Annotated in this window: 27 protein-coding genes; 5 read left to right on the forward strand and 22 right to left on the reverse strand. The window is 58.9% G+C overall.

The genetic code is table 11. The features are described from left to right. Positions 1-27: 27 nt before the first annotated feature. The 11 genes from flgL to flgB form a co-directional block, all read right to left on the reverse strand. The gene (gene flgL / locus D4100_RS09775) at positions 28-987 is read right to left on the reverse strand and encodes a flagellar hook-associated protein FlgL (protein WP_006321432.1); all 960 of its coding nucleotides are present in this window, start codon (positions 985-987) and stop codon (positions 28-30) included. A 58-nt stretch (positions 988-1,045) separates the two neighbouring features. Further along, positions 1,046-2,692, reverse strand: coding sequence for a flagellar hook-associated protein FlgK (flgK, locus tag D4100_RS09780; protein WP_006321434.1), 1,647 nt, complete (start codon positions 2,690-2,692; stop codon positions 1,046-1,048). Positions 2,693-2,919: 227 nt separating this feature from the next. Beyond that, positions 2,920-3,861 carry a flagellar assembly peptidoglycan hydrolase FlgJ gene (flgJ, locus tag D4100_RS09785; RefSeq protein ID WP_119804210.1) on the reverse strand — a complete coding sequence of 314 codons (942 nt, stop codon included), beginning with the start codon at positions 3,859-3,861 and terminating at the stop codon, positions 2,920-2,922. Beyond that, positions 3,861-4,961 carry a flagellar basal body P-ring protein FlgI gene (locus tag D4100_RS09790; protein WP_064798955.1) on the reverse strand — a complete coding sequence of 367 codons (1,101 nt, stop codon included), beginning with the start codon at positions 4,959-4,961 and terminating at the stop codon, positions 3,861-3,863. The genes flgJ and D4100_RS09790 overlap by 1 nt, the downstream gene beginning before the upstream one ends. Positions 4,962-5,106: 145 nt before the next feature. Further along, positions 5,107-5,808: a flagellar basal body L-ring protein FlgH gene (gene flgH / locus D4100_RS09795; RefSeq protein WP_064799270.1), complete on the reverse strand. Its 702-nt coding sequence runs from the start codon at positions 5,806-5,808 to the stop codon at positions 5,107-5,109. A 75-nt stretch (positions 5,809-5,883) separates the two neighbouring features. After that, entirely contained in the window at positions 5,884-6,666 is a 783-nt protein-coding gene (gene flgG, locus D4100_RS09800; RefSeq protein WP_004946081.1) for a flagellar basal-body rod protein FlgG, read from the reverse strand. A gap of 18 nt (positions 6,667-6,684) precedes the next feature. Further along, the gene (locus D4100_RS09805) at positions 6,685-7,440 is read right to left on the reverse strand and encodes a flagellar basal body rod protein FlgF (protein ID WP_119804211.1); all 756 of its coding nucleotides are present in this window, start codon (positions 7,438-7,440) and stop codon (positions 6,685-6,687) included. A gap of 12 nt (positions 7,441-7,452) precedes the next feature. Next, on the reverse strand, positions 7,453-8,685 hold the full coding sequence (flgE, locus tag D4100_RS09810; protein WP_119804212.1) for a flagellar hook protein FlgE: 1,233 nt from the start codon (positions 8,683-8,685) through the stop codon (positions 7,453-7,455). A 66-nt stretch (positions 8,686-8,751) separates the two neighbouring features. Next, a complete protein-coding gene (gene flgD / locus D4100_RS09815; RefSeq protein ID WP_006321445.1) occupies positions 8,752-9,429 on the reverse strand; it encodes a flagellar hook assembly protein FlgD in 678 nt (225 codons plus the stop codon). A gap of 12 nt (positions 9,430-9,441) precedes the next feature. Beyond that, the gene (flgC, locus tag D4100_RS09820; RefSeq protein WP_006321446.1) at positions 9,442-9,846 is read right to left on the reverse strand and encodes a flagellar basal body rod protein FlgC; all 405 of its coding nucleotides are present in this window, start codon (positions 9,844-9,846) and stop codon (positions 9,442-9,444) included. Positions 9,847-9,851: 5 nt separating this feature from the next. Further along, positions 9,852-10,265 (reverse strand): flagellar basal body rod protein FlgB, encoded by a 414-nt coding sequence (flgB, locus tag D4100_RS09825; RefSeq protein WP_006321447.1) that lies wholly within the window; start codon positions 10,263-10,265, stop codon positions 9,852-9,854. 159 nt (positions 10,266-10,424) lie between these two features. Here flgB and flgA point away from each other — a divergent pair, with 159 nt between their 5' ends. The 5 genes from flgA (at position 10,425) to D4100_RS09850 (ending at position 13,068) form a co-directional block, all read left to right on the forward strand. Beyond that, a complete protein-coding gene (gene flgA / locus D4100_RS09830; RefSeq protein WP_119804213.1) occupies positions 10,425-11,078 on the forward strand; it encodes a flagellar basal body P-ring formation chaperone FlgA in 654 nt (217 codons plus the stop codon). A gap of 246 nt (positions 11,079-11,324) precedes the next feature. After that, positions 11,325-11,651, forward strand: a complete 327-nt coding sequence (flgM, locus tag D4100_RS09835; RefSeq protein WP_006321451.1) for a flagellar biosynthesis anti-sigma factor FlgM — start codon at positions 11,325-11,327, stop codon at positions 11,649-11,651. A gap of 82 nt (positions 11,652-11,733) precedes the next feature. Further along, positions 11,734-12,168 (forward strand): flagella synthesis protein FlgN, encoded by a 435-nt coding sequence (locus tag D4100_RS09840; RefSeq protein ID WP_006321463.1) that lies wholly within the window; start codon positions 11,734-11,736, stop codon positions 12,166-12,168. A gap of 230 nt (positions 12,169-12,398) precedes the next feature. After that, positions 12,399-12,785 carry a type II toxin-antitoxin system RelE/ParE family toxin gene (locus D4100_RS09845; protein ID WP_006321465.1) on the forward strand — a complete coding sequence of 129 codons (387 nt, stop codon included), beginning with the start codon at positions 12,399-12,401 and terminating at the stop codon, positions 12,783-12,785. Beyond that, a complete protein-coding gene (locus D4100_RS09850) occupies positions 12,766-13,068 on the forward strand; it encodes a helix-turn-helix domain-containing protein (RefSeq protein ID WP_006321467.1) in 303 nt (100 codons plus the stop codon). The genes D4100_RS09845 and D4100_RS09850 overlap by 20 nt, the downstream gene beginning before the upstream one ends. 209 nt (positions 13,069-13,277) lie before the next feature. Here D4100_RS09850 and D4100_RS09855 read toward each other — a convergent pair whose 3' ends face one another. The 11 genes from D4100_RS09855 to tsr form a co-directional block, all read right to left on the reverse strand. Next, on the reverse strand, positions 13,278-13,682 hold the full coding sequence (locus D4100_RS09855) for a flagellar protein FlhE (RefSeq protein ID WP_119804214.1): 405 nt from the start codon (positions 13,680-13,682) through the stop codon (positions 13,278-13,280). Continuing rightward, a complete protein-coding gene (flhA, locus tag D4100_RS09860) occupies positions 13,682-15,760 on the reverse strand; it encodes a flagellar biosynthesis protein FlhA (RefSeq protein ID WP_006321478.1) in 2,079 nt (692 codons plus the stop codon). Before flhA ends, D4100_RS09855 begins: the two co-directional genes overlap by 1 nt. Then, positions 15,753-16,904 (reverse strand): flagellar biosynthesis protein FlhB, encoded by a 1,152-nt coding sequence (gene flhB, locus D4100_RS09865; protein ID WP_119804215.1) that lies wholly within the window; start codon positions 16,902-16,904, stop codon positions 15,753-15,755. The genes flhA and flhB overlap by 8 nt, the downstream gene beginning before the upstream one ends. Positions 16,905-17,034: 130 nt before the next feature. After that, entirely contained in the window at positions 17,035-17,433 is a 399-nt protein-coding gene (gene vapC / locus D4100_RS09870) for a type II toxin-antitoxin system tRNA(fMet)-specific endonuclease VapC (protein WP_006321481.1), read from the reverse strand. Further along, complete coding sequence (vapB, locus tag D4100_RS09875; RefSeq protein WP_006321482.1) at positions 17,433-17,666, reverse strand: type II toxin-antitoxin system VapB family antitoxin; 234 nt, start codon at positions 17,664-17,666, stop codon at positions 17,433-17,435. Before vapB ends, vapC begins: the two co-directional genes overlap by 1 nt. Positions 17,667-17,803: 137 nt before the next feature. Continuing rightward, complete coding sequence (cheZ, locus tag D4100_RS09880; protein WP_119804216.1) at positions 17,804-18,448, reverse strand: protein phosphatase CheZ; 645 nt, start codon at positions 18,446-18,448, stop codon at positions 17,804-17,806. A 10-nt stretch (positions 18,449-18,458) separates the two neighbouring features. Continuing rightward, a complete protein-coding gene (cheY, locus tag D4100_RS09885) occupies positions 18,459-18,848 on the reverse strand; it encodes a chemotaxis response regulator CheY (protein WP_006326141.1) in 390 nt (129 codons plus the stop codon). A gap of 65 nt (positions 18,849-18,913) precedes the next feature. After that, complete coding sequence (locus tag D4100_RS09890) at positions 18,914-19,963, reverse strand: protein-glutamate methylesterase/protein-glutamine glutaminase (protein WP_006321485.1); 1,050 nt, start codon at positions 19,961-19,963, stop codon at positions 18,914-18,916. After that, positions 19,963-20,835, reverse strand: coding sequence for a protein-glutamate O-methyltransferase CheR (cheR, locus tag D4100_RS09895; RefSeq protein ID WP_006321486.1), 873 nt, complete (start codon positions 20,833-20,835; stop codon positions 19,963-19,965). The genes D4100_RS09890 and cheR overlap by 1 nt, the downstream gene beginning before the upstream one ends. A 28-nt stretch (positions 20,836-20,863) precedes the next feature. Continuing rightward, positions 20,864-22,489 carry a methyl-accepting chemotaxis protein gene (locus tag D4100_RS09900; RefSeq protein ID WP_119804217.1) on the reverse strand — a complete coding sequence of 542 codons (1,626 nt, stop codon included), beginning with the start codon at positions 22,487-22,489 and terminating at the stop codon, positions 20,864-20,866. An 85-nt stretch (positions 22,490-22,574) separates the two neighbouring features. Next, a complete protein-coding gene (gene tsr / locus D4100_RS09905; protein WP_006321488.1) occupies positions 22,575-24,242 on the reverse strand; it encodes a methyl-accepting chemotaxis protein in 1,668 nt (555 codons plus the stop codon). Positions 24,243-24,376: the final 134 nt, after the last annotated feature.

Raw genomic sequence — 24,376 nt, forward strand, 5'->3', positions numbered from 1 at the left:
ACGCTGCGGCTTGAAAGACGACGGGAATTAGCGGTTCATCTGGAACAGCGACATACCCTGCATATCACCGAAGGTTTTGTACGATGCCTGCAAGGCCGCCTGCTGCATGAAGTAGCTCGAAATCGACTCGGTCAGATCGGCATCCACCAATGCACTCATTTGCGTTTGGTTGATCATGTCGCGATCCTTGCCGATGTTGTCCAACGTATCCATTTCCTGCAGTTGGTTACCCAATTCGGCGCGCACGCTGAGCACCTTGTTATAGGAGTTGTCCAGCCCCCGATTGGCTTTGGCCAGCGCATCGTTGACCTGCTGTTTGGTGGCGTCGTCCGCACCGTCGAGCGGGGTTTTCAAGGCTTTCAGCGCGATATCGATGCTTTCAAACACGTTGGACACCGGTGCACTGCCGTCCGGCTCCGGCTTGGGGTTGCTGGTCAACGACATAAATACCGTATCGCCGGTATGGCCGACAGTCATGGTGCGGTTGGCATCCACTTTCTGCTCGACCGCCTTGTTGCCACCCACATAGCTGACCGAACCGCCGTTGTCCGCAAACGGCGGTTTATCATTCTCAAAACCGCCAAACATAAAGCGGCCATTGCCGTCGGTGCTGTTGGCCTGGTTAAGCAATTGGTCTTTCAACCCCTGCAACTGGGTAGCCAGCGAGTCGCGATCGTTGTCGCTTTCGGTGCCGCCGGCATTGACGATCAGCGCTTTTATGTCCGAGATGGTACTGGTCGCGCCGGCCAGCACCGTCTCTTCCATCGACACGCTCTGGCGGGCAAAGGTACGCGCCAGCGCATACTGGGTATTTTCCGACTGGGACTGGGCCAGCATCACCGCCTGCGACGCCGCCAGCGGATCGTCGGACGGGTTGCTGACCTTTTTGCCGGTGGAAAGCTGTTCTGCCGCTTTCATAAACAACGACTGGTTACCGGTGATGCCGGTCATGTTTTGCTGGTACATCATGCTGGTGCTCATGCGCATGGTGCAGGTTCCTCAAAATCAGCGACCGGAGCCGCCAGGGCCCCGGTTAAAGTGAAAATCAACGGATATTCAGCAGCGCATCGAACAGCGAGCTGGCGGTCTGAATGACCTGCGCGTTAGCCAGATAATATTGCTGGAAACGCAGCAATTCGCCGTATTCTTCGTCAAGGTTGACGCCTGAAATCGACTGCTGCTGGTTTTCCAACTGCTTGACGATGTTGCCCTGCGAGGTGGCGCTCACCTTGGCGGACGCGGTCTGATTGCCGACGCTGCTGACCAGGCTGGCGTAAGCACCGCTCAGGGTAGCCTTGCCATCGACCAATTTTTGGGTTTGCAGATCAAGCAGCTTCTTGGCGTTTTCATTGTCGCCACGGCCGCTGTCATCTTTACCGGCAGCAGCGATGTTGGCGGAATCGGTGATGGCGACTTTCAGGCTGCCCGCCACGTCGCTGACCGGCTTGACGGTAAAGCTGTCATTCTTTTGCGCAGTGCCGTCAATACCGACTTTCAGGCCGTCAAAACTCAACGTCGGATTACCGGCAGCGTCAGTACCCGCCGTGGCGTTAACTTTAACGTTGTCCGGCAGGCGGCTCACCTGCCAGTTACTGCCGTCAAACTCCACCCGGTAATCATTGGCCTTCACCTTGCCGGTATCGGTGTAGGACACCGACAGCGCGGCATCGCCGGTATTGCGGCTGTTGTCCACTGCGCGGGGACCGCCAAAGCTGAAGAAATCCGTGCCGGCATCGCCGTTGAGATCGAACCCTGCACGGTGTTGCTGGTTAAAGCTGTCTGCCATCGCCAACGCGAGCTGCCCCAGTTGGTTGCGGGCGCTGTCCAGCGATTCGCTGCGGAATTTCAACACGCCGCTGACGCTGCCGCTGGTGATTTGGCCTTCCGGTATTTCGCTGGCGCCGTTGCCGCGGTCATAGCCCATAGTCAGGCGGGATGGGTCGCCGCTGGTAGGCACCGCCGCGACCTGGTAAGCATTGTTGCCCTGCACCAGCGTCAGGCCGTTGGCAAAGGAGACAGTGTAGGCATCGCCGTCCTGCTGGGTCACCTGCACGCCCACCACTTTGTTCAGGTCGGTAACCAGTTGATCACGCTGGTCCAGCAGCGCATTGGGCTCACCGCCGCTGCCGCGCAAACGGGTGATCTCTTCGTTCAGTTTGGCAATCTGCTGGCTGTAGCTGTTGATCTGCTGCGCGCTGTCGCTGAGCTGCTGATTCACGCCGCTGTCCATGTCGCGCAGGTATTTGTCGGTATTGTTGAACTGATTGACCAGGCCATTGGCTTTGCCCAATACCGTTTGCCGCGCGGCGTCATCGCCGGCATTGCTGACCAGGTTTTGCAGGTTGCTGAAAAAATCCTGCATGTTGGTCGACAAGGTGTTGGTCTTGCTGGCCAGCAGATTGTCAATCTGCGATATTTTTTCGAAATAGGCGTTCTGCGCCCCCGCCTGGCTCTGTGCGCCGCGCAGTTGGTTGGTGATGAACTGGTTATATTCGCGGTTAACGCTGGTGACGGTGACGCCGTTGCCGATAAAACCGCTCATGGTGCTCATGCCGCCGTTTTGCGCCAGGATCGCGGTCTGCCGGTTATAGCCCGCCACGTTGTAGTTGGAAATGTTGTTACTGACGGTGCTGAGCGCCACCTGCGCCGCATTCAGCCCGCTCATGGCGGTATTGATTAAGCTGTTGGACATAGAAGTTCCTTTTGCTGCGGTGCCGGTGGCCCACAGGAATCAATTAATCTGCCGGGCCGTTCGCCCAGCCTGTCTCTGTTATCGGCAAAAACGGGGGAAACTTAAGGTGTGAAATAGCCGACCTGGCTCTTTTGTTTTTCATTTACTGAAATCCCCAAAATAATTGGCGTTGTAGCCAGGCACGCTTGCACAGCCAACGCAGCTACGGCGTCAAGAATGAAGGGGATTTAGAACAGCTCCTTCAGGTCGTGGGTATAGGCTTTCACCACCTGTTCACCGGCGTTTTTCATCTGCTGGATCACGCTGACCAGCTTGTTGGCGTATTGCGGATCGGTGGCATATCCGGCCTGTTGCAGCGCATGCGCCGCCTGCTCCGGGCTGCGGGCGGCAGCCACGTCGGCGTAGCGCGGGTTATTGGTCAGCAGCTTGACGTAGTCGGCAATCGCCTCAACGTAAGAGCCATAAACCCGGAACCGCGCCTTGATCTTCTTCGCCGCCCCCTGCTCAAACTCGGTGGTGGTGATCTCGGTCACCGGGCCGTCCCAACTGCCGCCGGCCTTGATGCCGAACAGGTTGTAGCTCGGCGAGCCGTCGGCGGTCGGGATCTCGCGCTGGCCCCAACCGGATTCCAGTGCCGCCTGCGCCACAATCAGCTGATGCGGAATGCCGCTCTGTTCGCTGGCGACACGCGCCGGGATCGACAAACGGGCGACAAAATTGCCGTTGTTGAGCGACAGCGGCGAGGCCGCCGGCGCCTTCGGCACCGCACGGCGGATCATCTGCTCCAGCGCCTGATTCGGCAGCGTTTGCAACACTTCATTGTCCAACGCCATCGGCGACATCCCCGCCGTTTCGCTCGGAACGGCGTTGGCATTGGCCATCTGTTTCACCATCATATCGGCCAGCCCCAGCCCCTTCTGCGACATCTGCTGGGCGATCTGCTGGTCATACATCGAAGTGTAAAGCCGCGACTGATCGCTGCTCAGCACACCATCCTGCGGTAGCGCGGCGCGCATGCTTTTCAGCATCATCTGCACGAACATGCCTTCGACCTGCTGTGCCACCTGTTTCAGGTTACCCTGAGGATCGGCCGCTGCGTCGCGTTTCAGGCCGTTCAGCGCCTGGGCGTCATAGGCGGCGCCCGACATCGCCATCAGATCGCCGGCCATCAGATGATTTCCAGTTTGGCACGCAGACAGCCGGCGCTTTGCATCGCCTGCAGGATCGACATCAGATCGATCGGCGTAGCGCCCAGCGCGTTGAGCGCACGGATCACGTTGTTCAGATTGGCGCTGGCGTTCACCTTCTGCAGCGAACCACCCTGCTGCTGCACCGAAATCTGGGTATTGGGCGTCACCACGGTCTGCCCGCCGCCAAACGGCGTATTCGGCTGGCTGACGGTATTTTGCCGATCGACCACCACCGACAGGTTGCCCTGCGCCACCGCACAGGAATCCAGGATCACGTCGCGGTTCATCACCACCGAACCGGTGCGTGAATTGATGATCACCTTGGCGTCAATCGCCCCGACGCTGACGTTGATGTTCTGAATCTCCGCCAGGAAACGCACCTGCGAGCTGTTGCCCTGCGGCACCAGCACCTGAATGGTGCGGGCATCCAGCGGTGAGGCGGTGCCGCCGCCGCGTTGGCGGTTGATGGCGTCGCTGATCTGCTGCGCCAGCGTAAAGTCTTCGTCATTCAGTTGCAGGTTAATCACCCCGCCGTTGCCGAAGGTGGTCGGCAACTCGCGCTCAATGGTGGCGCCGTTGCTGATGCGCCCGCCCGCCAGCTGATTGACCTGCACGCTACTGCCTCCCGCCGCCGCACCTGCACCGCCCACCAGCACGTTGCCCTGCGCCAGCGCGTAAACCTGATTATCCACGCCTTTCAGCGGCGTCATCAGCAAGGTACCGCCGCGCAGGCTTTTGGCGTTACCCATCGAGGAGACCACCACGTCGATGTTCTGTCCGGTGCGCGAGAACGGCGGCAGCTTGGCGGTGACCATGACCGCCGCCACGTTTTTCAGCTGCATATTGGTGCCCGGCGGTACGGTAATGCCCAGTTGCGACAGCATGTTGCTCAGGCTCTGAGTGGTGAACGGCGTTTGCATGGTCTGATCGCCGGAACCGTCCAGACCCACCACCAACCCGTAACCGATCAGGGCGTTGTCACGCACGCCCTGTACCGTCACCAGATCGCGGATGCGTTCCGCCGTCGCCGGCAGGCTCAGCGCACAAATCACCAGCGCCATTAGAAATTTCTTTAACATTGGAACCTCATTCGCCTTACCCACAAGGCGTTATTGTCGCAGGCAGTTTGGGGGCGGACAGCGCACAGGTGGCGGAGCGTACACGCAGTACGTGACGACCCCGAGCACTGCCCAACCTCAAAATGGCAAGTAAAATAGCCTGTACTCAAAACGGTGAGACATTTAAGAAGAAGCGTTGCAACCACCCCATGGTCTGCGCTTCGTTGATATAGCCGTTGCCGACATATTCAATGCGCGCGTCCGCCACCTGGGTGGAGGTGACCGAGTTATTGCCGCTGATGGTGCGCGGGTTAACCACCCCGGAAAAACGGATAAATTCGGTACCCTGATTGATGGCGATCTGTTTTTCCCCCACCACGTGCAGGTTGCCGTTGACCAGTACCTGATTGACCGTGACGGTAATGGTGCCGCTGAAGGTATTGTTGGCGTTGGCCCCGCCCTTGCCGCCGAAGGTGCTGTCACCGGAGATATCCATGTCGGCGCGCGCGTTGCCCAGCAGGCCGTCGAGATAACGCGGTGACGTGGCGACGCCGAACTTGCTCGCGCCATTGCGACTGGCGTTGGCGGAGGAGCTTTTGCTGGCGCTGACGTTTTCCTGCAACACTATGGTCAGGGTATCGCCGATATTGCGCGGACGGCGGTCTTCAAACAGCGGCTGATAGCCGTAATTCATCGGCTGCACCGTCTGGAAAATCGATCCGTTCGGCACCGGAGCGCCCGCCGGTGCGGGCTGCGCCGTGGTAGCGCCATCAACCAAGGGTTTATGCGGAATATAGGCGCAGCCGCTCAGCGTCAGCATCGCCATTGCCGCCAGCCAGCGCTTTCCTTGCTGCGGCGCGTTTGCCATCAGATATGTGGTTACCACGGGTATCGCCTTTGTTTCACGAAATAGGGTGACGGGCGCACCGACGGCGCCCATCAATTACAGTTGCGTCAGTTTTTGCAGCATCTGATCGGAGGTTGATACCGCTTTGCTGTTGATCTCGTAGGCGCGCTGGGTCTGGATCATGTTGACCAGCTCTTCCGCCACGTTGACGTTAGAGGTTTCCACGTAACCCTGATAAAGCAGGCCCGCGCCGTTCAGCCCTGGCGTGCTCTCGTTCGGCGCGCCGGAACTCTCGGTTTCCTGGTACAGGTTCTCGCCCACGCTTTCCAGGCCGCTGTCGTTGATAAAGGTGGTCAGGGTCAACTGGCCTACCTGCTGGGCGGCGGTCTGGCCCTGTTGGGTAACGCTGACGATGCCGTCACGGCCGACGGTAATGCTCAGGGCGTTGGCCGGAATGGTGATCGCCGGTTGCACCTGGAAACCGCTGGCGGTCACCAGTTGGCCGTTCTGGTCGATCTGGAACGACCCGTCGCGGGTGTAAGCCTGGCTGCCGTCCGGCAACATCACCTGGAAGAAACCCTGGCCTTTAATCGCCACGTCTTTGCTGTTGTTGGTTTGCGACAGGTTGCCCTGGCTGTGCAGGCGCTCGGTCGCCACCGGACGCACGCCGGTGCCGATCTGCAACCCGGACGGTAGCGTAGTCTGCTCGGAAGACTGCGCGCCAGGCTGGCGCATGGTCTGGTACAGCAGATCTTCAAATACCGCTCGCTGGCGTTTGAAGCCGTTGGTGCTGACGTTCGCCAGGTTGTTGGCGATCACGTCCATATTGGTCTGCTGCGCGTCCAGACCGGTTTTGGCAATCCATAAAGATGGGATCATGGGTTATTTCCTTGCTGCTTAACTCAGTGATAACAACGAGTTGGCGCGCTGTTCATTTTCATCCACACTGTGGATGACCTTCATCTGCATTTCAAAGCGACGGGCGTTGGCGATCATGTCGACCATGGTTTCCATCGGTTTGACATTGCTGCCCTCCAGTACGCCCGGCATCACCCGCACCAGCGGATCGTTTTGCAATTGATTGCCGCGTTGCTGTTGGGTTTCCGGCGTCAGACGGAACAGCCCGTCGTCGCCGCGCATGACCTCACGCGCGTCGGCCTTCACCAGCTTCAGCCGGCCGATTTGGGCGATGGTGTTCGGCGGATCGCCGGCGTTCAGCGCCGAGATAGTGCCGTCGGCGGCGATGGTGATCTCTGCCGACGGCGGCACCTCAATCGGCCCGCCATCGCCCATCAGCGGCATGCCCTGCACCGTCAACTGCCCGGCGGACGAGATCTGGATATTGCCGTTGCGGGTGTAGGCTTCGCCGCCGTCCGGCAGGCTTACCGCCAGAAAACCGTCCTGTTGCAGTGCTACGTCCAGCGGGCGAGCGGTGTAGTTCAGCGCCCCCTGGCTCATGTCGGCACCCGGCGTCGAGGCGGTGACCAGCGTACGCGTCGGCAGGCTGGGCCCGTCCACCGGCACGGCACGCAACGCCGAAAGTTGAGCACGAAAGCCCGGCGTCGACGCATTGGCCAGATTGTTGGCGGTGACGGATTGCTGCTCCAGCGTCTGTCGCGCCGCGCCCATCGCGGTATAAATCGCGTGATCCATAAATCAATCCTATTAGCGCAGGCTGACCAGCGTCTGCAGGATGGAGTCCTGCGTTTTGATGGTCTGGGCGTTCGACTGGTAGTTACGCTGTGCGACGATCATGTTCACCAACTCCTGGCTCAGATCGACGTTGGAGGCTTCCAGCGCACCGCTGGTCAGCTTGCCGAAACCGCCGCTGCCCGCCAGCCCGACGCGCGGTTGGCCGGATGCGCCGGTTTCCTGCCATACGTTATCGCCCTGCGAGGACAAGCCTTCCGGGTTGGAGAAGTTGGTCAGTACGATTTGACCCAGCAACTGGGTTTGCTGGTTGGAATAGATCCCCACGACGGTACCGTCATTGTTGATCTGGAAGTTGGTGTACTCGCCGGCGGTATAACCGTCCTGCGACACCTTGCTGACCGAGTCGCTGCTGACGCTCTGTTGCATGCTCTTGGCAAAGCTCAGGCTAAAGTTTTGCGCCGGTGCGCCGTTGGTGGCGGACATCGGGATCAGCATGCTGAATTCGCCGGCGGTGCCCTGTTTGCTGGTGGTGCTGACCAGGTTGCCGCTGGTATCGAACGCCATGGTGCCTGCGTCAGTCACCGGGGAACCGGGAATGTTGCCTTCCTGGGTGTACACCTGCCAGTTGTTGTCGGAGGTCTTCACAAAGTAGGCATTGATGTTGTGCACATTACCCAGCGAGTCATAGGCGGTGATCGAGTTGACGTAGTTGTAGGAATCCTGCTTGGCGGGAGCGAAGGTCTTGTTATCCGGTACCTTATGGGTGGACTTCAGGTTGGCGACCATGGTGCCCGAGGTGGTGGCCTTGGCGTTCATCATTCCTTCGGGAATGCTCAACGGCACCGGGTTGGCGCCCTGCTGAATGGTCGGCGGTGAGCCGGCCGCCGGGAAACCGGTCAATTGCAGGCCCTGCATGTTGGTCAGATTGCGGTTTTCATCCAACTTGAACTGGCCGTTGCGGCTGTAGAAAATGCCGCCGTCCTTGTCCTGCATGCGGAAGAAACCGTTGTCGGAAATGGCAACGTCCAGCGCACGGCTGGTGCCGGTCGTGGTGCCGCCCTTGAAGTTCTGAGTGATCCCCGCCACCTTGACGCCTAACCCGACCTGCGAGCCGGCGAACATATCGGCAAAGGAAACGGTGCCTGACTTAAAGCCGGACGTGGCGGAGTTCGCGATATTGTTGCCGATCACGTCCAGGTTGGTTGCTGCTGCGTTCAAGCCGCTTACTGCCTGAGAAAAGGCCATGTCATTCTCCGAATAATGTGCAGGCTATCGTCCGATAACGCCCAATGAGTGAAATAAAAAATCGAATTAAAGGATCTGCCGAACGTCTTCCAGCGTCGCACTGCCCGCCAGACCCAGATCCAGCTTCGCGCCGTCTGAACCGCGGATAACGCCGTTGACCATGCCAAAGTGCAGGCTGCGCGCCACCAGCTGTTCGCCATTGCCCTTGGCGTTGATCGCCACGGTGTAGGCTCCGTCGGGTGCGGTGGTGCCGTCAGACAGGGAGCCGTCCCAGGTAAATGAGTGCACGCCGGCGGTCAGCCCGCCGATATCGATGGTGCGCACCGCTTTGCCGGTGGCGTCGGTGATGGTGGCGGTTACCGTATCGGCGGCACGCTCCAGCTCCAGGCCAAACGGCGTGGTGCTGACCTTGCCGTCTTTGCTGCCGACCAGAATGTTGCTGCCGGGCACCATTACGCCGTGACCGATCAGCGCGGTCGCCTGCAACGACTGATTGCTGTTGATCTGGCCGGAGATCGACCCCAGCGTGGTATTGAGTTTTTCGATGCCCTGAACGGTGTTGATCTGCGCCAACTGGGTGGTCAGTTCATTGTTCTGCATCGGGTTGGTCGGATCCTGGTTTTTCAACTGCGCCACCAACAGCGTCAGGAAGTTGTTCTGCAGATCCTGGCTGGTATTGTTTTTGGCGTTGACGCCGGTGACGGTGTTATCCAGCGATTCATTGGTGGTTGCGGCAATGGCCATGCAAAGCTCCGGTTATTGACCCAGCGTCAGGGTTTTCATCATCATCGACTTGGTGGTGTTGAGCACCTCGACGTTGGCCTGATAGCTGCGGGAGGCGGAAATGGTATTGACCATTTCGCTCACCACATCCACGTTCGGCATGCGTACATAGCCTTTGCCGTCCGCCAGCGGATTACCCGGTTGATACACCAGACGTTCCGGCGCCGGATCCTCGACCACCTGCGATACGCGCACCCCGCCGGTGGGTTGCCCGGCGGCTGCAGCCACCTCAAACACCACCTGTTTGGCGCGGTAGGGTTCGCCGTCCGGGCCGGTGACGCTGTCGGCGTTAGCCATGTTGCTGGCGCTGACGTTCATGCGCTGCGACTGGGCGGACAGCGCCGAGCCGGAGATATCGAAAATATTCAGTAGCGACATGCGCCTTATCCTTGTTGTAACACTGACATCATCCCTTTGATCTGACCGTTGATCAGCGTCAGGTCGGTCTGATACTTCAGGCTGTTATCGGCGAAATGGGTACGCTCGCGATCCATGTCTACCGTATTGCCGTCCATTGCTGGCTGGTCCGGCACGCGGAACAGCAAATCGAGCTGCGGCGGCTGCATGTTTTGCGCAGGAATGTGGCGCGCAGACGTCATATTCAGCGCGATGCCGCTGCCGCTGGCGCGGCCCTGTGCCAGCACCTTGTTCAACTGGCCGGCGAAATCGATATCCCGCGCCTGATAACCCGGTGTGTCTGCGTTGGCGATGTTAGCGGCCAAAATTTCTTGCCGCTGGGCGCGCAGATTCAGCGCCTCCTGACCAAAGCGCAGAGCAGCGTCCAGTTTGTCGATCATGCTCCCTCCGCGAGGTTAAAATTTGGAGCCGACAGCATAAACGCCCCTTCTGCCAGCCTATCGCGGGAATAGGGGCAAAATGCGTCGCTATTTGTCTGCTTAGCCTGCGCACGGTCCGGGTAAACTTACCCGCACCCGATGGCGTTTGAGGAAGCGAAGATGAAAGGTAAAATACTGCTGTTCGCCGCTCTGCTGTGCAGTCTGAACGCACGTGCCGACGATCTGGCGGCGCAGATCGACAGCTTCGTCAGCAGCCAGTTCAGCGGCAGCCCGGTGCAGGTCAAGGTGTTGGTGCGTACGCCGGCGGCCCAATGGCCACAGTGCGAATTTCCGCAGCTGTCGCTCGCGCCGAATGCCCGCCGCTGGGGCAATATCAGCATTTCGGCGCGTTGTGGGCAGGAGCGGCGTTTTATACAAACGCAGGTTCAGGTGATCGGCAACTATCTGGTGTCGGCGCGCGGCATCGGCGCCGGCACCCGGCTGACGGCAGCTGACGTGAAGCTGAAAAGCGGCCGGCTCGATACCCTGGCACCGCGCACGCTTACCGAAGCGGGCAAGGCGATCGGTGCGGTAAGCCTGCGCAATATCAGCCCCGGCCAACCCCTGACCTTCGCCATGCTGCGCCGCGCCTGGGTGATCAAGGCCGGCCAGCCGGTACAGGTGACGGCGCAGGGCACCGGGTTTAACATCAGCGGCGCAGGCAAAGCCATGAACAACGCCGCCGCCCAGGACAGCGTCCGCGTACGCATGGCTTCCGGGCAAATCGTCAGCGGTATTGCCGATGATGACGGTACGATCCGCATCAGTTTATAAAAAGGATACCCAAAATAATTGGAGTTGCATCGCGGCGGCAAATCCTTGAGTCCCCAGGAACATAGCAAACTATGTGACTGGGGTGAGAGGATGCAGCCAACAAAGATGCAGCTTCAAGAATGACGGGTATAAAGGTTTATAAAAACCTGCCGATAATAAAAACATAAGCAGTAATTACCTGGCCGCCAGGGCCGCAAAAAATATCAGCCACTGCCCGTCGGGCCGCGGCATTGATGGAGATTGACCATGAGTATCGATCGCACCCAGCGGCTGCAGCCCGTGACAACGGTGCAACCGCGTGAAACACCGGCAGAAAATCAGCTTCAGCCGCGCAAGGCCGCACAGGCGGAAAGCGCCGTCAGCGGCACCCAGGTAAAATTGAGCGACGCGCAGGCGCGCCTGATGCAACCGGGCACTCAGGATATTGATATGAGCCGGGTGGACGCTATCAAGCAGGCAATCCGCAACGGCGACTTGAAAATGGATGCCGGCAAAATTGCCGATGCGCTGCTGCAAGACGCGCAAAGCGATGCTCAATGGCTGTCAAACGGCAGCCGGCCGCCGAAGGCGTAATCAGGCAATGCAACCTGGGCTGCATTGCCCCTACGGCTGCGACGTGGAAAATCTAGGGACACTCTGAAGGTGATGAATCGTAATGGAAAACCTGGCGCAGCTGCTTGATAGTTTGCTGGAAACCCTGAATGCCCTGGATAGGGTGCTGACGGAAGAACATCATTTGCTCTGTTCCGGCCAATTGCCGGGTGTGGCGTTGCAGCGCGTTACCGACGTCAAAAGCCAGTTACTGGCCACGGTCAACTACCTGGAACAGCAACGGTTGGAACGAGAGCGCGCGCAAAAGCAACAGGCGCCCTATTCCGCTCACCCGCGTCTGGCCGACGCCTGGCAACAAGTACAGTTGCTCAGCCAAAAGTTGCGCGAGAAAAATCAGCATAACGGCCTGTTGCTCAATCAACAGCTTGACCATAATGCCCAGGCGCTGGCGATCCTCGGCAAGAACAACAAATCCCTTTATGGCCCGGATGGCCAGTCGCGCAGCGGTAGCCTGCTGGGGCGAAAAATCGGCGTCTAATTAATGGCAATGCGCCCGTCCCGTCGGCTTGGCCGGGCGCAGGTTTTCAAACTGCGAGGCTGCTCGCGCTTCTATCTCCCTCTCTTCTGATTATCTGTTTTTATTTGCGTAATACTGCGCATATTGTTTCATGCCTCGTTTCATTCTCCCGTGTCTTCCCCCACCCTGTGCTGGTTTTAAAATCGCTTGATCTATACCCGTTAAGGGGATAGATTCCACAGGGAGAGTGGATGACGGATATTTACCTCACCAAAACGTTTCAGGCATTTGCCACTCGTGAGCGCATTAGCGACGCCACGGTGATCAAGGCGGCGCAAGAAATACAAAGCCAATTGTACGATGCCAATTTGGGCAGTTGCGTTTATAAGAAACGGGTCGCACGAGCGGGTGGTGGTAAACGCGGCGGTTACCGGGTGCTGATTGCCTTTCGAGATGAGGATCGACTTTTTTTCATGCGCGGTTTTGCCAAAAATGAAATGGACAACATTTCCAGTGATGAATTGCGGGGGTTAAAACGCCTTGCCGCGCTCTATCTGGACTATTCCCCTTTCAGGCTTTATCAGTTGGTTAATGACAAGAGGTTGAGGAGACTAACCTATGAGCAAGATCCTTGCTGAAATCCACCAAGAAGTGCAGGAGCTGTATCAGGCTGGATTTGTCGACGCTGGCACTATGCGCACCTTCGACATGCTGTGCTTACGCCCGGTCAAACAATATACCCCTGCGGACATCCGCGCCCTGCGCGAGCGCGAAAACGTCAGCCAGCCGGTATTTGCCTTGCATCTGAACGTCAGCAAAAAAGCGGTGCAAAAATGGGAGCGTGGCGAAGCCGTTCCCAACTCCGCCGCGATGAAACTGCTCTCGCTGGTCGATCGCAACGGGTTGGCGATTCTGGCCTAGGCTGCATTTAATACCGCAACACCCTAAGCTTGAGGTTGGTGGGAGTCATGGCAGATTAGCCGACCGTTGAGCGCATATACGCGCGATACGAGCCTCCATGATGGATTCACGGCGTGTCGGCGTTCTGCATGGCCCCACCTGTAACACTATTCGGCGCAGCTACTTAGGCTGTACCCACTCTGTTCCCTGATGCCGTCGCAGCTTATACATCACTGGTAATTCACAATCACCTGATTGCCAATCACCCGCAGCGGTGGATTCAACCCGCCGCGCGCCTGCACGTAATAAACAAAGCGCAATTCGGCATTGGCCAGTTCCCCGTTCAGCCCATTGCTGCTGCCGCTGCCGCCGCCCAATGCAATACAGCGAGTCAGCGTACAGAGCTGTACTTGCAACCCGGCCGGTTCGGCGGCCAGCAAGCGGTAGCGCCAACTGACGCTGGTGATGCGCGCATTCGGGTCCGGCAATGCGTAAGGGCTGCGCAAGCCAGTCGATTGGCCGCGTACGCCGCCATATTCCAGCGTGGCACCGACGCCGTCGGCCACCCAGGATCCCGACACCGCCTGCGCGCCAAGCGGCACCAACAGGCAGAGCAACGGCAAACAGTGTTTCACTATGCGGCTCCGATGGTCGACGTCATGCGGATTTGGCGATCGTCGTTGATTTCCAGATTAGACAGCACCACCATCTGCGGCAGGCTGCGGCGCAGGAAGCGCGCCAACAACGCCCGCAGCGCGTGGTTCACCAACAACACCGGTGGCGCGCTGAGCATTTCTTGCCGCTGCAACGCCTGTTTGGCCTGATCCAGCAGGCGATCCGCCAGCCCCGGTTCCAATCCGCCACCGCCCTGCAACGCCTGTAACAATAAGCGCTCGAGCTGGGTGTCCAGACCAATGACCTGAATTTCGCCGTTGCCCGGGAACCATTGCTGGGTGATCGCCCGCCCCAACGCAACCCGCACCACGGTGGTCAGCTCGTAGGGGTCGGTTTGTGACGGCGCATGCTCCGCCAGCGTTTCGATAATGGTGCGCATGTCACGGATCGAGACCCTTTCCGCCAGCAGGTTCTGCAATACCTTATGCAAGGTAGTTAGCGACACCACGCCCGGTACGAAATCTTCGGTCAATTTCGGTATATCCTGCGCTACGCGATCCAGCAACTGCTGGGTTTCCTGCCGGCCAAACAGCTCGCTGGCGAACTGGCCAATCAAATGATTGAGATGGGTCGCCACCACGGTGCTGGCTTCCACCACGGTAAAGCCCTGGATCTGCGCCTGTTCACGCAGCGCGCTGTCAATCCATACCGCTTCCAGCCCAAAGGCCGGATCGACGGTTTTATCCCCCGGCAATTCGCCCACCGCATTGCCGGGGTTAATCGCCAACCAGCGCCCCGGTTGCGCTTCACCGCTGCCGATTTCTACCCCCTTCATCAGGATGCGGTAGCCGGCCGGCGGCAATTCGAGGTTATCGCGAATGTGCACTACCGGCGGCAGGTAGCCCATCTCCTGGGCGAATTTTTTACGGATGCTGCGAATGCGCCCGAGCAGTTCGCCGTTCTGCTGGAAATCCACCATCGGGATCAGCCGGTAACCCACCTCCATACCCAGCGGATCTTCCAGTTGTACGTCTGACCAACTGGCCTCCACCGCCTGCGGATTATCCTGCGCCAAGGGTGCCTCCTGCACCTTCGGCGCTTGTTGATCGCGCCCGCGCAGCCACCAGGCCAGCCCCAACAGGGCAGCGGTAAACAGCAGGAACACCAGGTTCGGCATCCCCGGTACCAGGCCCAGCAGGCCGAGCACGGCGGCACTGAGCAACATCACGCGTGGGTTGTTGAACAGTTGGCCGACCATCTGCTCGCCCACGTCCTGATCGGTCGCCACGCGGGTCACGATAACGCCGGCGGCAGTCGAAATCACCAACGCCGGGATCTGCGCCACCAGGCCGTCACCGATAGTCAGCAGGGTGTAAGTTTCCGCCGCCGTACCCAGTTCCATGCCGTGCTGGATCACCCCAACCAGCAGGCCGCCGACCACGTTCAGTATCATGATCATCAGCCCGGCGACCGCATCGCCGCGTACGAACTTGCTGGCGCCGTCCATCGAGCCGTAGAAGTCGGCCTCTTGCGTTACCTCGGAGCGGCGTTTTTTCGCCTCTTCTTCACCGATCAGACCGGCGTTGAGATCGGCGTCGATCGCCATCTGCTTGCCGGGCATGCCGTCCAGCACAAAGCGCGCGCCCACTTCGGCGATACGCCCGGCACCCTTGGTGATGACCATAAAGTTGATCAACACCAAAATAATGAACACCACGATGCCGATGGCGAAGTTGCCGCCCACCAGGAAGTGGCCGAAAGCCTCCACCACGCGGCCGGCGGCGGCGGAGCCGGTATGTCCTTCCATCAGGATGATGCGCGTCGACGCCACGTTGAGCGACAGGCGCAACAGGGTCGAGAACAGCAATATGGTAGGAAAGGCGGCGAATTCCAGCGTGCGCTGGGTAAACATCGCTACCAGCAATACCATGATCGATAAGGCAATATTGAAGGTGAATAACAGATCGAGGATAAATGCCGGCAACGGCAGCACCATCATCGACAGGATCATCAGGATCAGGATCGGGCCGGCCAGCACCTGCCACTGCGTATCTTTAAAACTGCCCGGCAAGCGAAGCAAGGCGGCTAAATTAGCCATTAGAGTTACTCTCTCCAGCAAAATCCAGTGCTTCCGGCACCGGTAAACGTTCAGGTTTTTTCGGGATCAGGCCGCCTTCGCGCCGCCAGCGTCGCAGTTGGTAAACCCAGGCCAGCACTTCGGCCACGACGGCATACAGGGTGGCCGGGATGTGTTGTCCAATCTCACTGTGCCGATACAGTGCACGCGCCAGCGGCGGCGCTTCCAGCATCGGAATACGGTGTTCCGCGCCCAGTTCGCGAATCCGCAGCGCAACTTCGCCGGCGCCTTTGGCCAGCACTTTCGGCGCACTCATTTTTTGGTCGTTATACTGCAACGCCACGGCGTAATGCGTAGGGTTGGTGACTATCACGTCGGCTTTCGGCACGTCGGCCATCATGCGCCGTCGGGCAATAGCGCGCTGCTGCTGGCGGATGCGGCCTTTAACGTGCGGATCGCCTTCCTGATCCTTGAACTCGTCGCGGATGTCCTGTTTGGTCATTTTCAGCTTTTTAAAATGGCTCCACAGTTGATAAAACACATCGAACGCCACCATTGGTGTTAGCCCGAGCACCACCAGCAAGCCGCAGAAAATGATCATGCGCAGCGCATTGCCAAGCGCATCGAGCGGCTGTTGCGTCACCAGATGCAGCATCTCCGCCCAGTTGTGCCACAGGTACAACCCGGTGATCCACCCCACCAGCGTCGCCTTCAAAATGCCCTTAAGCAGTTCCGCCAACACCTGGCTGGAAAATATTCTCTTCAGCCCCGACAGCGGGTTCATGCGTTTTACATCAAACTTGAGCGATTTGCCGCTTAACAACAGGCCGCCCAGCAGCATCGGCGCGGTGAGCGCCACCAACACCAGCCCTGCCATGATCGGCAGCAACGCCCACACCGCCTGCCGCAACAGCATGCCCAGTTGGCGCAGCATCTGTTTGTCGTTGCTGACCATCGCGTGATCGAAATTCAGCCCTTGGGTCAGCATCGCCGCCAGTTGCTGCGCCATGTTGCCGCCGGCAACCCAGATGATCGACAGCCCCGCGACCAGCATCAACACCGACGTCAGCTCGCGCGAACGCGGGATCTGGCCCTCCTCGCGCGCCTTTTCCATCCGGTGGGCAGTGGGGGCCTCGCTTTTTTCCAGATCGCTGTCTTCAGCCACGGGCGCGCTTCCTGTGCCGGGGGGGAATAAAATTGCGGCCAGCATGCCAAAAAAATGCTGATTTCATTGATGGAACAACGGGGGAAAAGGCGGGTTATTTGGGGGATGGGCAGTACCCGGAGGGTAAGATTTACAACCAATTCTCGAGGCGCAGGCCTTCGACACGTTCAAATTCACGCATGTTATTGCTAACAAGAATCAAACCTTCGCTGCGCGCGTGTCCGGCAATATGCAGGTCGTTGACACCAATAGGCGTGCCCTGCCGTTCAAGTGCACTGCGGATATTACCGTAATGCGCAGCGGCCTTGGGGCCGTAATCGAGGATATCCAATCGTGAAACGAAGTCGTCAATCACCCGCGAGTTCGCGGCCGGCCGGGCACTTTTTTCTACCCCGTGGATCAACTCCGCGTAAGTGATCGATGAGATTACCATGTTGCCGGCGTGCTGATTGAACATCTCCAGCACTTCAAACGGCCGGCGCTTGATGACATAGATAACCATATTGGTATCCAGCATATGGCTAAACATCAGAAACTTTCCCGCTCAGGCTGATGCTGTTCGGCCCTTTCGGTGAGAAAATCCTCGCTAGCGTCGTTTTCCGCACAGAAGAAGCTGTCCCAGGTATTTTCCACCGGAGAAAGAATGCGCTCTTTGCCAACCACACGCACGGTGACCCTGGATACCGAGTCAGGGAAACGCACCTCTGCCGGTAAACGCACTGCCTGAGTGCGATTATTGGTAAACACTGATCCTAAAGTCATATCATTTCCTCCCGCTGAATTGGCTTAAATTATAACCGCCCTGGTGTATATAGCAATGCCATATACTTTTGACGTTGCGAGCCATTGCGCAGAGGATCCGTCAGTTGGGCACGACCTGCGCCGTGCCCCAACCCTTATCAGAAACCGAGGCTATCGAGTAGGTCATCTACCTGCGCCTGGTTGGCGATCACGCCGGCGCCGTTGTGATCGAGCTGCGGGCCGTTGAGCAGGCTGTCGTTCGGTTTTTTCTCCTTCGTCGGCTGTTCAGGAATATTTTCCATCAGCACCATCAGCAGCTGCTTTTCGATCTCCTGCACCACATCCATCATGCGTTTAATCACCTGGCCGGTCAGATCCTGGAAGTCCTGCGCCATCATGATTTCCAGCAACTGGGCGTTGGTGAATGCCGTATGCTCCGGCACCTGGTCCAGATACTGGCGGGTGTCGGTGACCAGCGCGCGCGCATCGGCCAGTTCGATCGGATCGGCAAACCAGTCGTCCCAGCGCCCTTTGAGGGCTTTGGCCTCTGACTCCAGTTCCGCCTGGCGCGGCTGCGCCGCCTCCACGCAGTTCAACGCCCGTTCCGCCGCCTGCGCCGTCATGGTGACCACGTAATCAAGCCGATCGCGTGCATCCGGGATTGCCTCTGCCGCCTGGGCGATCGCCTGATCGAGCCCCAGTTCACGCATGCTGTCGCGCAACATGCGCGTCAGTTGACCAATGCGGGAGATTATCTCTCCCGCAGTCGCCGCATCGCTGGCAGGCATTGGAATGTCTCTCATCACCCTCTCCTTACATGCCCAGTTTTTCAAAGATCTTATTGAGCTTTTCTTCCAGCGTCGCCGCCGTGAAAGGTTTCACCACGTAACCGCTGGCCCCGGCCTGCGCCGCCGCGATAATGTTTTCTTTCTTGGCTTCCGCCGTCACCATCAGCACCGGCATCGCCGCCAATGCGCCATCGGCGCGAATGGTCTGCAGCAGTTCGAGGCCGTCCATATTCGGCATGTTCCAGTCAGACACCACGAAATCGAAACCGCCGGCACGCAGCTTGTTCAGCGCGTCCGCGCCGTCCTCAGCCTCTTCAACATTGTTGAAACCCAACTCTTTCAGCAAATTTCTGACGATGCGACGCATAGTGGAGAAATCGTCCACCACCAGAAATCTGAGGTTCTTATCTGCCATGTTCACTCCCAAGGTGTTAACCGTTCAATTGTGCAAAACCGCCGCCGTAAGGCGACAATATAAAATCAAATGCGTAGCGCCTGCCCACCGGCAATCTGCGCCAGCATGCGTTGGCTCATGCGATCCAGCTCCACCACTTCGTTCACCCCACCGGTGGCGATAGCCTCGCGCGGCATGCCGAACACCACGCAGCTGGCCTCGTTCTGCGCCAGGGTATAAGCGCCGGCGCGGTGCATTTCCAGCATGCCCGCCGCCCCGTCATTGCCCATGCCGGTCAGGATCACGCCCACCGCATTACGCCCGGCGTGCTGCGCGACAGAGCGGAACAGCACATCCACCGAAGGCCGATGGCGATTGACCGGCGGGCCGTCATTCAGCTTCACCTGATAGTTGGCGCCGCTGCGCGACAGTTCCAGATGGCGATCGCCCGGCGCGATATAGGCATGACCCGGCAGCACGCGCTCACCGTCCTCGGCTTCTTTCACCGTGATCTGGCACAGCTTGTTCAACCGTTCGGCAAACGAACGGGTAAAACCCGGCGGCATATGCTGGGTGATCAACAGAGCCGGGCTGGTGGCAGGCAGCGGTTGCAACACCTGACGGATCGCTTCGGTACCGCCGGTGGAGGCGCCGATGGCGATCAGCTTTTCGCTGCTCAGCAACGGCGTATGGCTAAGGATCGCCGGTGCCGGGCCGTTAGAACGTTGCGGCAGCCGCGCCTTGGCCGCCGTACGGATTTTCTCGGCAATCAGTTCGCTGTAAGCCAGCATGCCTTCGCGGATACCCAACTGCGGTTTGGTGACGAAATCCACCGCCCCCAGCTCCAGCGCGCGCAGGGTGATTTCCGATCCAAGGCCTGTCAGCGACGACACCATCACCACCGGCATCGGCCGCAAGCGCATCAGTTTTTCCAGGAAATCCAGGCCGTCCATGCGCGGCATTTCGACGTCCAGCGTCAGCACCTGCGGATTAAACTTTTTGATCATGTCGCGCGCCACCAGCGGATCCGGCGCGGCCGCTACCATCTCCATATCGGGATGGCTGTTCACAATTTCGGTCATCAACTGCCGCATCAGGGCCGAATCGTCTACGCTCAATACTCTGATTTTACTCATTACCTCTCCTTGGTCAGGCCATACACGGTCTGCCCACGCAAGTAGAAATCCCGGCTGATCTGGCTGAAATTCTCGGAGTGACCGGCAAACATCAGGCCCCCCGGTTTAAGCAAGGGCACGAAGCGGCGCAGGATGCGCTCCTGCGTCGCCTTATCGAAATAGATCATCACATTGCGGCAAAAAATGGCGTCAAACTGCCCCGGCAGCGCCCATTCCGGCGCCAGCAGGTTGAGCGACTGGAAATTCACCCGCGCCGCCAGTTCCGGCCGTACCCGCACCAACCCCTGATGCGGCCCGGTACCACGCAGAAAATAACGCTGCATCTGCGCCGGCGTCAGGGTACGCAGATCTTCGTGGCGGTAAACGCCGGCTTCGGCCTTTTCCAGCACCTGGGTATCGATATCGCTGGCCCATACCTGGCAACCACCGGCACGTTGCCCCAGTACTTCGTTCAGGGTGATGGCAATCGAATACGGCTCTTCCCCGGTCGATGCCGCCGTGCTCCACACGCAATAGCCGTTGGGCCGCTGGCGCGCATGCTCCGCCAGGATCGGGAAGTGGTGCGCTTCGCGGAAAAATGCCGTCAGATTGGTGGTCAGCGCATTGATAAACGCCTGCCATTCGGCGCTGTTCGGATCGCTTTCCAGCAGCGCCAGGTAATCGCCAAAGTCGTTCAGCCCCAGCAACCGCAGACGGCGCACCAGGCGGTTGTAGACCATCTCGCGCTTGTGCTCCGCCAGCACAATGCCGGCGCGCTGGTAAATCAGTTGGCTGATACGCCGAAAATGCACGTCCAACAGCGGCAGGCGCTGGGCCATCTGCGTCAGCATGGATCCAGGATCCCGGTTAGGGGTCGACGGCGCCTGTTTCATGCCCTATTACTCATAAAAAACGTGCTGCTTATGCGGTTTGACAATCTGAGGCTTCCTTTACCACGGGTGAAACTGCGTCTTGATTGTTGCCCGGCGCAGCGAAGTTATCGTCCGCCAGGCGGAATACCGATACTGCGTCGGCCATGGTTATCGCCTGATCTTCCAGTGCGGCCGCCGCCGAAGCGGCTTCCTCCACCAGCGCGGCGTTCTGCTGGGTCACCTGATCCATTTGGGTCACCGCCTGCGTGACCTGCTCGATGCCGCGGCTCTGTTCATCGGACGCCGAGGCGATTTCGCCCATAATGTCGGTAACCCGGGTGACCGAACGCACGATGTCCTGCATGGTGGCGCCGGAGCTTTCCACCAGCACCGAACCCTGTTTCACGCGGCTGACCGATTCGTCGATCAACCCTTTGATTTCTTTTGCCGCCTGCGCGCTGCGGCTGGCCAGATTGCGTACCTCGCCGGCCACCACCGCAAAACCGCGTCCTTGTTCGCCGGCACGCGCCGCTTCCACCGCCGCGTTCAGCGCCAGAATGTTGGTTTGGAAAGCAATGCCGTCGATCACGCTAGTAATGGCGCCGATTTTCTGCGAACTGTTGGCGATATCCTGCATGGTGGTCACCACGTCGCCGGCCATTTCGCCGCCCTTGGCTGCCGTGGCGGAGGCATCACGCGCCAGTTGCGAGGCCTGGCGTGCGTTGTCGGCATTCTGCTTCACCGTGGCGGTCAACTGCTCCATGCTGGCGGCGGTTTCCTCCAGCGAGGCGGCCTGCTGTTCGGTGCGCGAAGAGAGATCGTTGTTACCCTCGGAGATTTCCTGCAGGCCAATCAGAATGGATTCTGCGCCATCACGCACTGCGCCGACGGTGCCAATCAGCGACTGCTGCATGCGCTGCAGGCTGGCGAAAAGCTGGCTGATCTCATTGCGGCCATAAACCTGGATCGGCGTAGCCAGATCGCCGCCGGCGATGCGGTCAAAATGGCTGCGCATGATATTCAGCGGTTGCACCAGCATATTGCGCAGCCACCACAGGGCGCTGCCGGTCACCAGGATAAGCATCAGCACCGCACCGCCCACCAGCCACCCCGATAAAGTGAAGGATTGCTGATTGGCGGCATTGGCCGCATCGACGTTGGCATTCACCAGTTGCAGATACTGGACAAAGTCGGCCTCAAACAGGTCCTGGGTTTTCTGCGTCGGCTGGTCCATAAACGCCTGCAGATTGTTGTTCTCCAGGAAGCCAATCAGCTCACGCAGCGCGCTGCGCAGCTGGTCATAGCTGGCCTGGGTGGTTTCGGTCAGTTGCTGTTCCTGCTCGCTGTGGCGCGGTACCGCCAGGAACTGGTTGAAATAGAGATCGGCTTTCTGCAGTGAACTGCGCGCATTGCCCATCAGCGCATTCACCTGCTCTTGCGGCAACTTGAGCGCCGAGCGGGTACCGGCGCGGTTCAGCGTATTGCGGGCCTGCAACAATGAGACCCAGCTCAGGCTGAGGGCATCGCGCTGCTGGCTGCCGAGCGTGATCAGGTTGAGATTGTAGTGATCGGAACGGAAAGCGGTGTACGACAAGCCGCTGGTGGCCAACTGCATAACACAAAAAGTCATCAACAACAGAAACAGGCTGGTAGAGACGCGGATTCGGTTAAACACTGTGAACCTCCTTGCAGCCGGCCGACGGCCAGCTTACGACGGGGAATAAGCCTCCTCCGGAACGGGCGAGGAGGCCCAATGCCGGTTAGAACGTTTCCCAGTTATCCTGCAGATCGCTGGCGTTCGTTTTTTTATGATTGATTACCGGGGTAACGACCGTTTTGCCGGCGGGCATTTTGAATTCGTCCTTGCCTTCCGCTTTCAGTCGGAACACCGCCACCGACTGGGTCAGCATGCTGGCTTGCTCTTCCAATGCCGCCGCCGCAGAAGCGGATTCTTCGACCAGCGAGGCGTTTTGCTGGGTGACGCGGTCCATTTCCGCCACCGCCTGGCCGACCTGATCGATACCGCGGCTCTGTTCGTCGGACGCCGAGGCGATTTCACCCATGATGTCGGTGACGCGGGTGACCGCGTTGACGATGTCGCCCATGGTTTCACCGGCGCTTTCCACCAGTACCGAGCCCATATCGACGCGACTGACGGAGTCTTCGATCAGGCCTTTGATTTCCTTCGCTGCCTGCGCGCTGCGCTGGGCCAGGTTACGCACTTCGCCCGCTACGACGGCAAAACCACGGCCCTGTTCGCCGGCGCGCGCCGCTTCTACCGCCGCATTCAGTGCCAGAATGTTGGTCTGGAAAGCAATGCCGTCGATAACGCCGGTAATGTCGGCAATTTTCTGCGAACTGCCGGCAATGTCGTGCATGGTCTGCACCACGTTGGCCACCACTTTGCCGCCCTTCTGCGCGGTTTCGGAGGCGCTCAGCGCCAGTTGGCTGGCCTGACGGGCGTTTTCGGCGTTCTGTTTCACCGTGGCGGTCAACTGTTCCATGCTGGCGGCAGTTTCTTCCAGCGAGGCAGCTTGCTGTTCGGTACGGGAAGAGAGATCGTTATTGCCGGCGGCAATTTCGGAGGCACCGCTGTAGATGGCATCGGCCCCCTGACGCACGCCGCTGACGGTCTCGATCAGTTCGCTCTGCATGTGTTTGAGGCTGGCAGCCAACACACCCATTTCATTGCGGCTGGTCACGGCGATCGGTTGGGTCAGATCGCCGGCGGCAATCATTTTGATGTGCTCGATCATGCGGTTCAGCGGGCGCACCAAAATGTGGTGAATGCCGCTCCATACCAATACGATCACCGCCAGCACCACGACCAACACCACGACCAGCGTCCAGACAGCGAAGCTGAAGGAATTGTTGCTGTCTTCCACCGCGGTTTGGTAGAGCTTGTCGTTTTGCGCCAGGTAGGTGTTGTAGATCTCTTCAAAGCCGTTCTGATAGCTTTGCGTCGGCTGGTCAAAGAAAGCGTTGATCTTGCCTTCGCCCAGCAGTTGGACCAACTCGGACAACGCGCCGTGCAAAATGCCGTATTGCTGTTTGAGTTTTTCGGCAGACTGCGCATCCTGGCGAGGATTTAAAGGGATTTTGTCATAGGCGGCATAATGTTGTTCCGCCACCACCAGGTTGTTCTTGGCCGCAGCCAGCAGTTCGGTAACGCTGGCGCCGCTGCCAATTTTATTGGCGTCCATCATGTAGCGGATACCCGCACGATTCAGCGTGTTGCGGGTTTGCAGCAGGTTAACCCAGCTTTCGTTCAGCTCGGACTGCTGCTGGCGAATGGTCTGCAATACGGTGAAGTTTTCCTTGTCATTCTTCAGTGAGGAGAAAAAGAGCCCGCCCGAAACCAGCTGCAAGGCGCCAAATAACACCAGCACCAGCAACAGGCTGGTGACCACCTTCATACGATTAAACATGTTTTCCCTTGTTGAAAGCCCGCGCGGACAGGCCCGGAGTCTGTTGATTGACAGAGTTATCGGCGCGAGGGGGCAGAACTTTATGCGAGGAGGTAACTATTTTTGGTTGGGGGCAGCATACGCCTCCCTAACGA

Source organism: Serratia inhibens (assembly GCF_003591175.1).
Taxonomy (GTDB): domain Bacteria; phylum Pseudomonadota; class Gammaproteobacteria; order Enterobacterales; family Enterobacteriaceae; genus Serratia; species Serratia inhibens.

Bases quoted from the DNA above. Each gene is read 5' to 3' on its own strand.
- D4100_RS09890 (WP_006321485.1), bottom strand. From the start codon at position 19,963: ATGAGTAAAATCAGAGTATTGAGCGTAGACGATTCGGCCCTGATGCGG.
- flgH (WP_064799270.1), bottom strand. From the start codon at position 5,808: ATGGCAAACGCGCCGCAGCAAGGAAAGCGCTGGCTGGCGGCAATGGCG.
- cheR (WP_006321486.1), bottom strand. From the start codon at position 20,835: ATGAAACAGGCGCCGTCGACCCCTAACCGGGATCCTGGATCCATGCTG.
- D4100_RS09790 (WP_064798955.1), bottom strand. From the start codon at position 4,961: ATGTTAAAGAAATTTCTAATGGCGCTGGTGATTTGTGCGCTGAGCCTG.
- cheZ (WP_119804216.1), bottom strand. From the start codon at position 18,448: ATGAGAGACATTCCAATGCCTGCCAGCGATGCGGCGACTGCGGGAGAG.
- flgG (WP_004946081.1), bottom strand. From the start codon at position 6,666: ATGATCCCATCTTTATGGATTGCCAAAACCGGTCTGGACGCGCAGCAG.
- flgM (WP_006321451.1), top strand. From the start codon at position 11,325: ATGAGTATCGATCGCACCCAGCGGCTGCAGCCCGTGACAACGGTGCAA.
- vapC (WP_006321481.1), bottom strand. From the start codon at position 17,433: ATGTTTAGCCATATGCTGGATACCAATATGGTTATCTATGTCATCAAG.
- tsr (WP_006321488.1), bottom strand. From the start codon at position 24,242: ATGTTTAATCGTATGAAGGTGGTCACCAGCCTGTTGCTGGTGCTGGTG.
- flgB (WP_006321447.1), bottom strand. From the start codon at position 10,265: ATGATCGACAAACTGGACGCTGCTCTGCGCTTTGGTCAGGAGGCGCTG.
- flgL (WP_006321432.1), bottom strand. From the start codon at position 987: ATGCGCATGAGCACCAGCATGATGTACCAGCAAAACATGACCGGCATC.
- cheY (WP_006326141.1), bottom strand. From the start codon at position 18,848: ATGGCAGATAAGAACCTCAGATTTCTGGTGGTGGACGATTTCTCCACT.
- flgD (WP_006321445.1), bottom strand. From the start codon at position 9,429: ATGGCCATTGCCGCAACCACCAATGAATCGCTGGATAACACCGTCACC.
- vapB (WP_006321482.1), bottom strand. From the start codon at position 17,666: ATGACTTTAGGATCAGTGTTTACCAATAATCGCACTCAGGCAGTGCGT.
- flgA (WP_119804213.1), top strand. From the start codon at position 10,425: ATGAAAGGTAAAATACTGCTGTTCGCCGCTCTGCTGTGCAGTCTGAAC.
- D4100_RS09840 (WP_006321463.1), top strand. From the start codon at position 11,734: ATGGAAAACCTGGCGCAGCTGCTTGATAGTTTGCTGGAAACCCTGAAT.
- flgE (WP_119804212.1), bottom strand. From the start codon at position 8,685: ATGGCCTTTTCTCAGGCAGTAAGCGGCTTGAACGCAGCAGCAACCAAC.
- flgJ (WP_119804210.1), bottom strand. From the start codon at position 3,861: ATGGCCGGCGATCTGATGGCGATGTCGGGCGCCGCCTATGACGCCCAG.
- D4100_RS09805 (WP_119804211.1), bottom strand. From the start codon at position 7,440: ATGGATCACGCGATTTATACCGCGATGGGCGCGGCGCGACAGACGCTG.
- D4100_RS09850 (WP_006321467.1), top strand. From the start codon at position 12,766: ATGAGCAAGATCCTTGCTGAAATCCACCAAGAAGTGCAGGAGCTGTAT.
- flhA (WP_006321478.1), bottom strand. From the start codon at position 15,760: ATGGCTAATTTAGCCGCCTTGCTTCGCTTGCCGGGCAGTTTTAAAGAT.
- flgC (WP_006321446.1), bottom strand. From the start codon at position 9,846: ATGTCGCTACTGAATATTTTCGATATCTCCGGCTCGGCGCTGTCCGCC.
- flgK (WP_006321434.1), bottom strand. From the start codon at position 2,692: ATGTCCAACAGCTTAATCAATACCGCCATGAGCGGGCTGAATGCGGCG.
- D4100_RS09845 (WP_006321465.1), top strand. From the start codon at position 12,399: ATGACGGATATTTACCTCACCAAAACGTTTCAGGCATTTGCCACTCGT.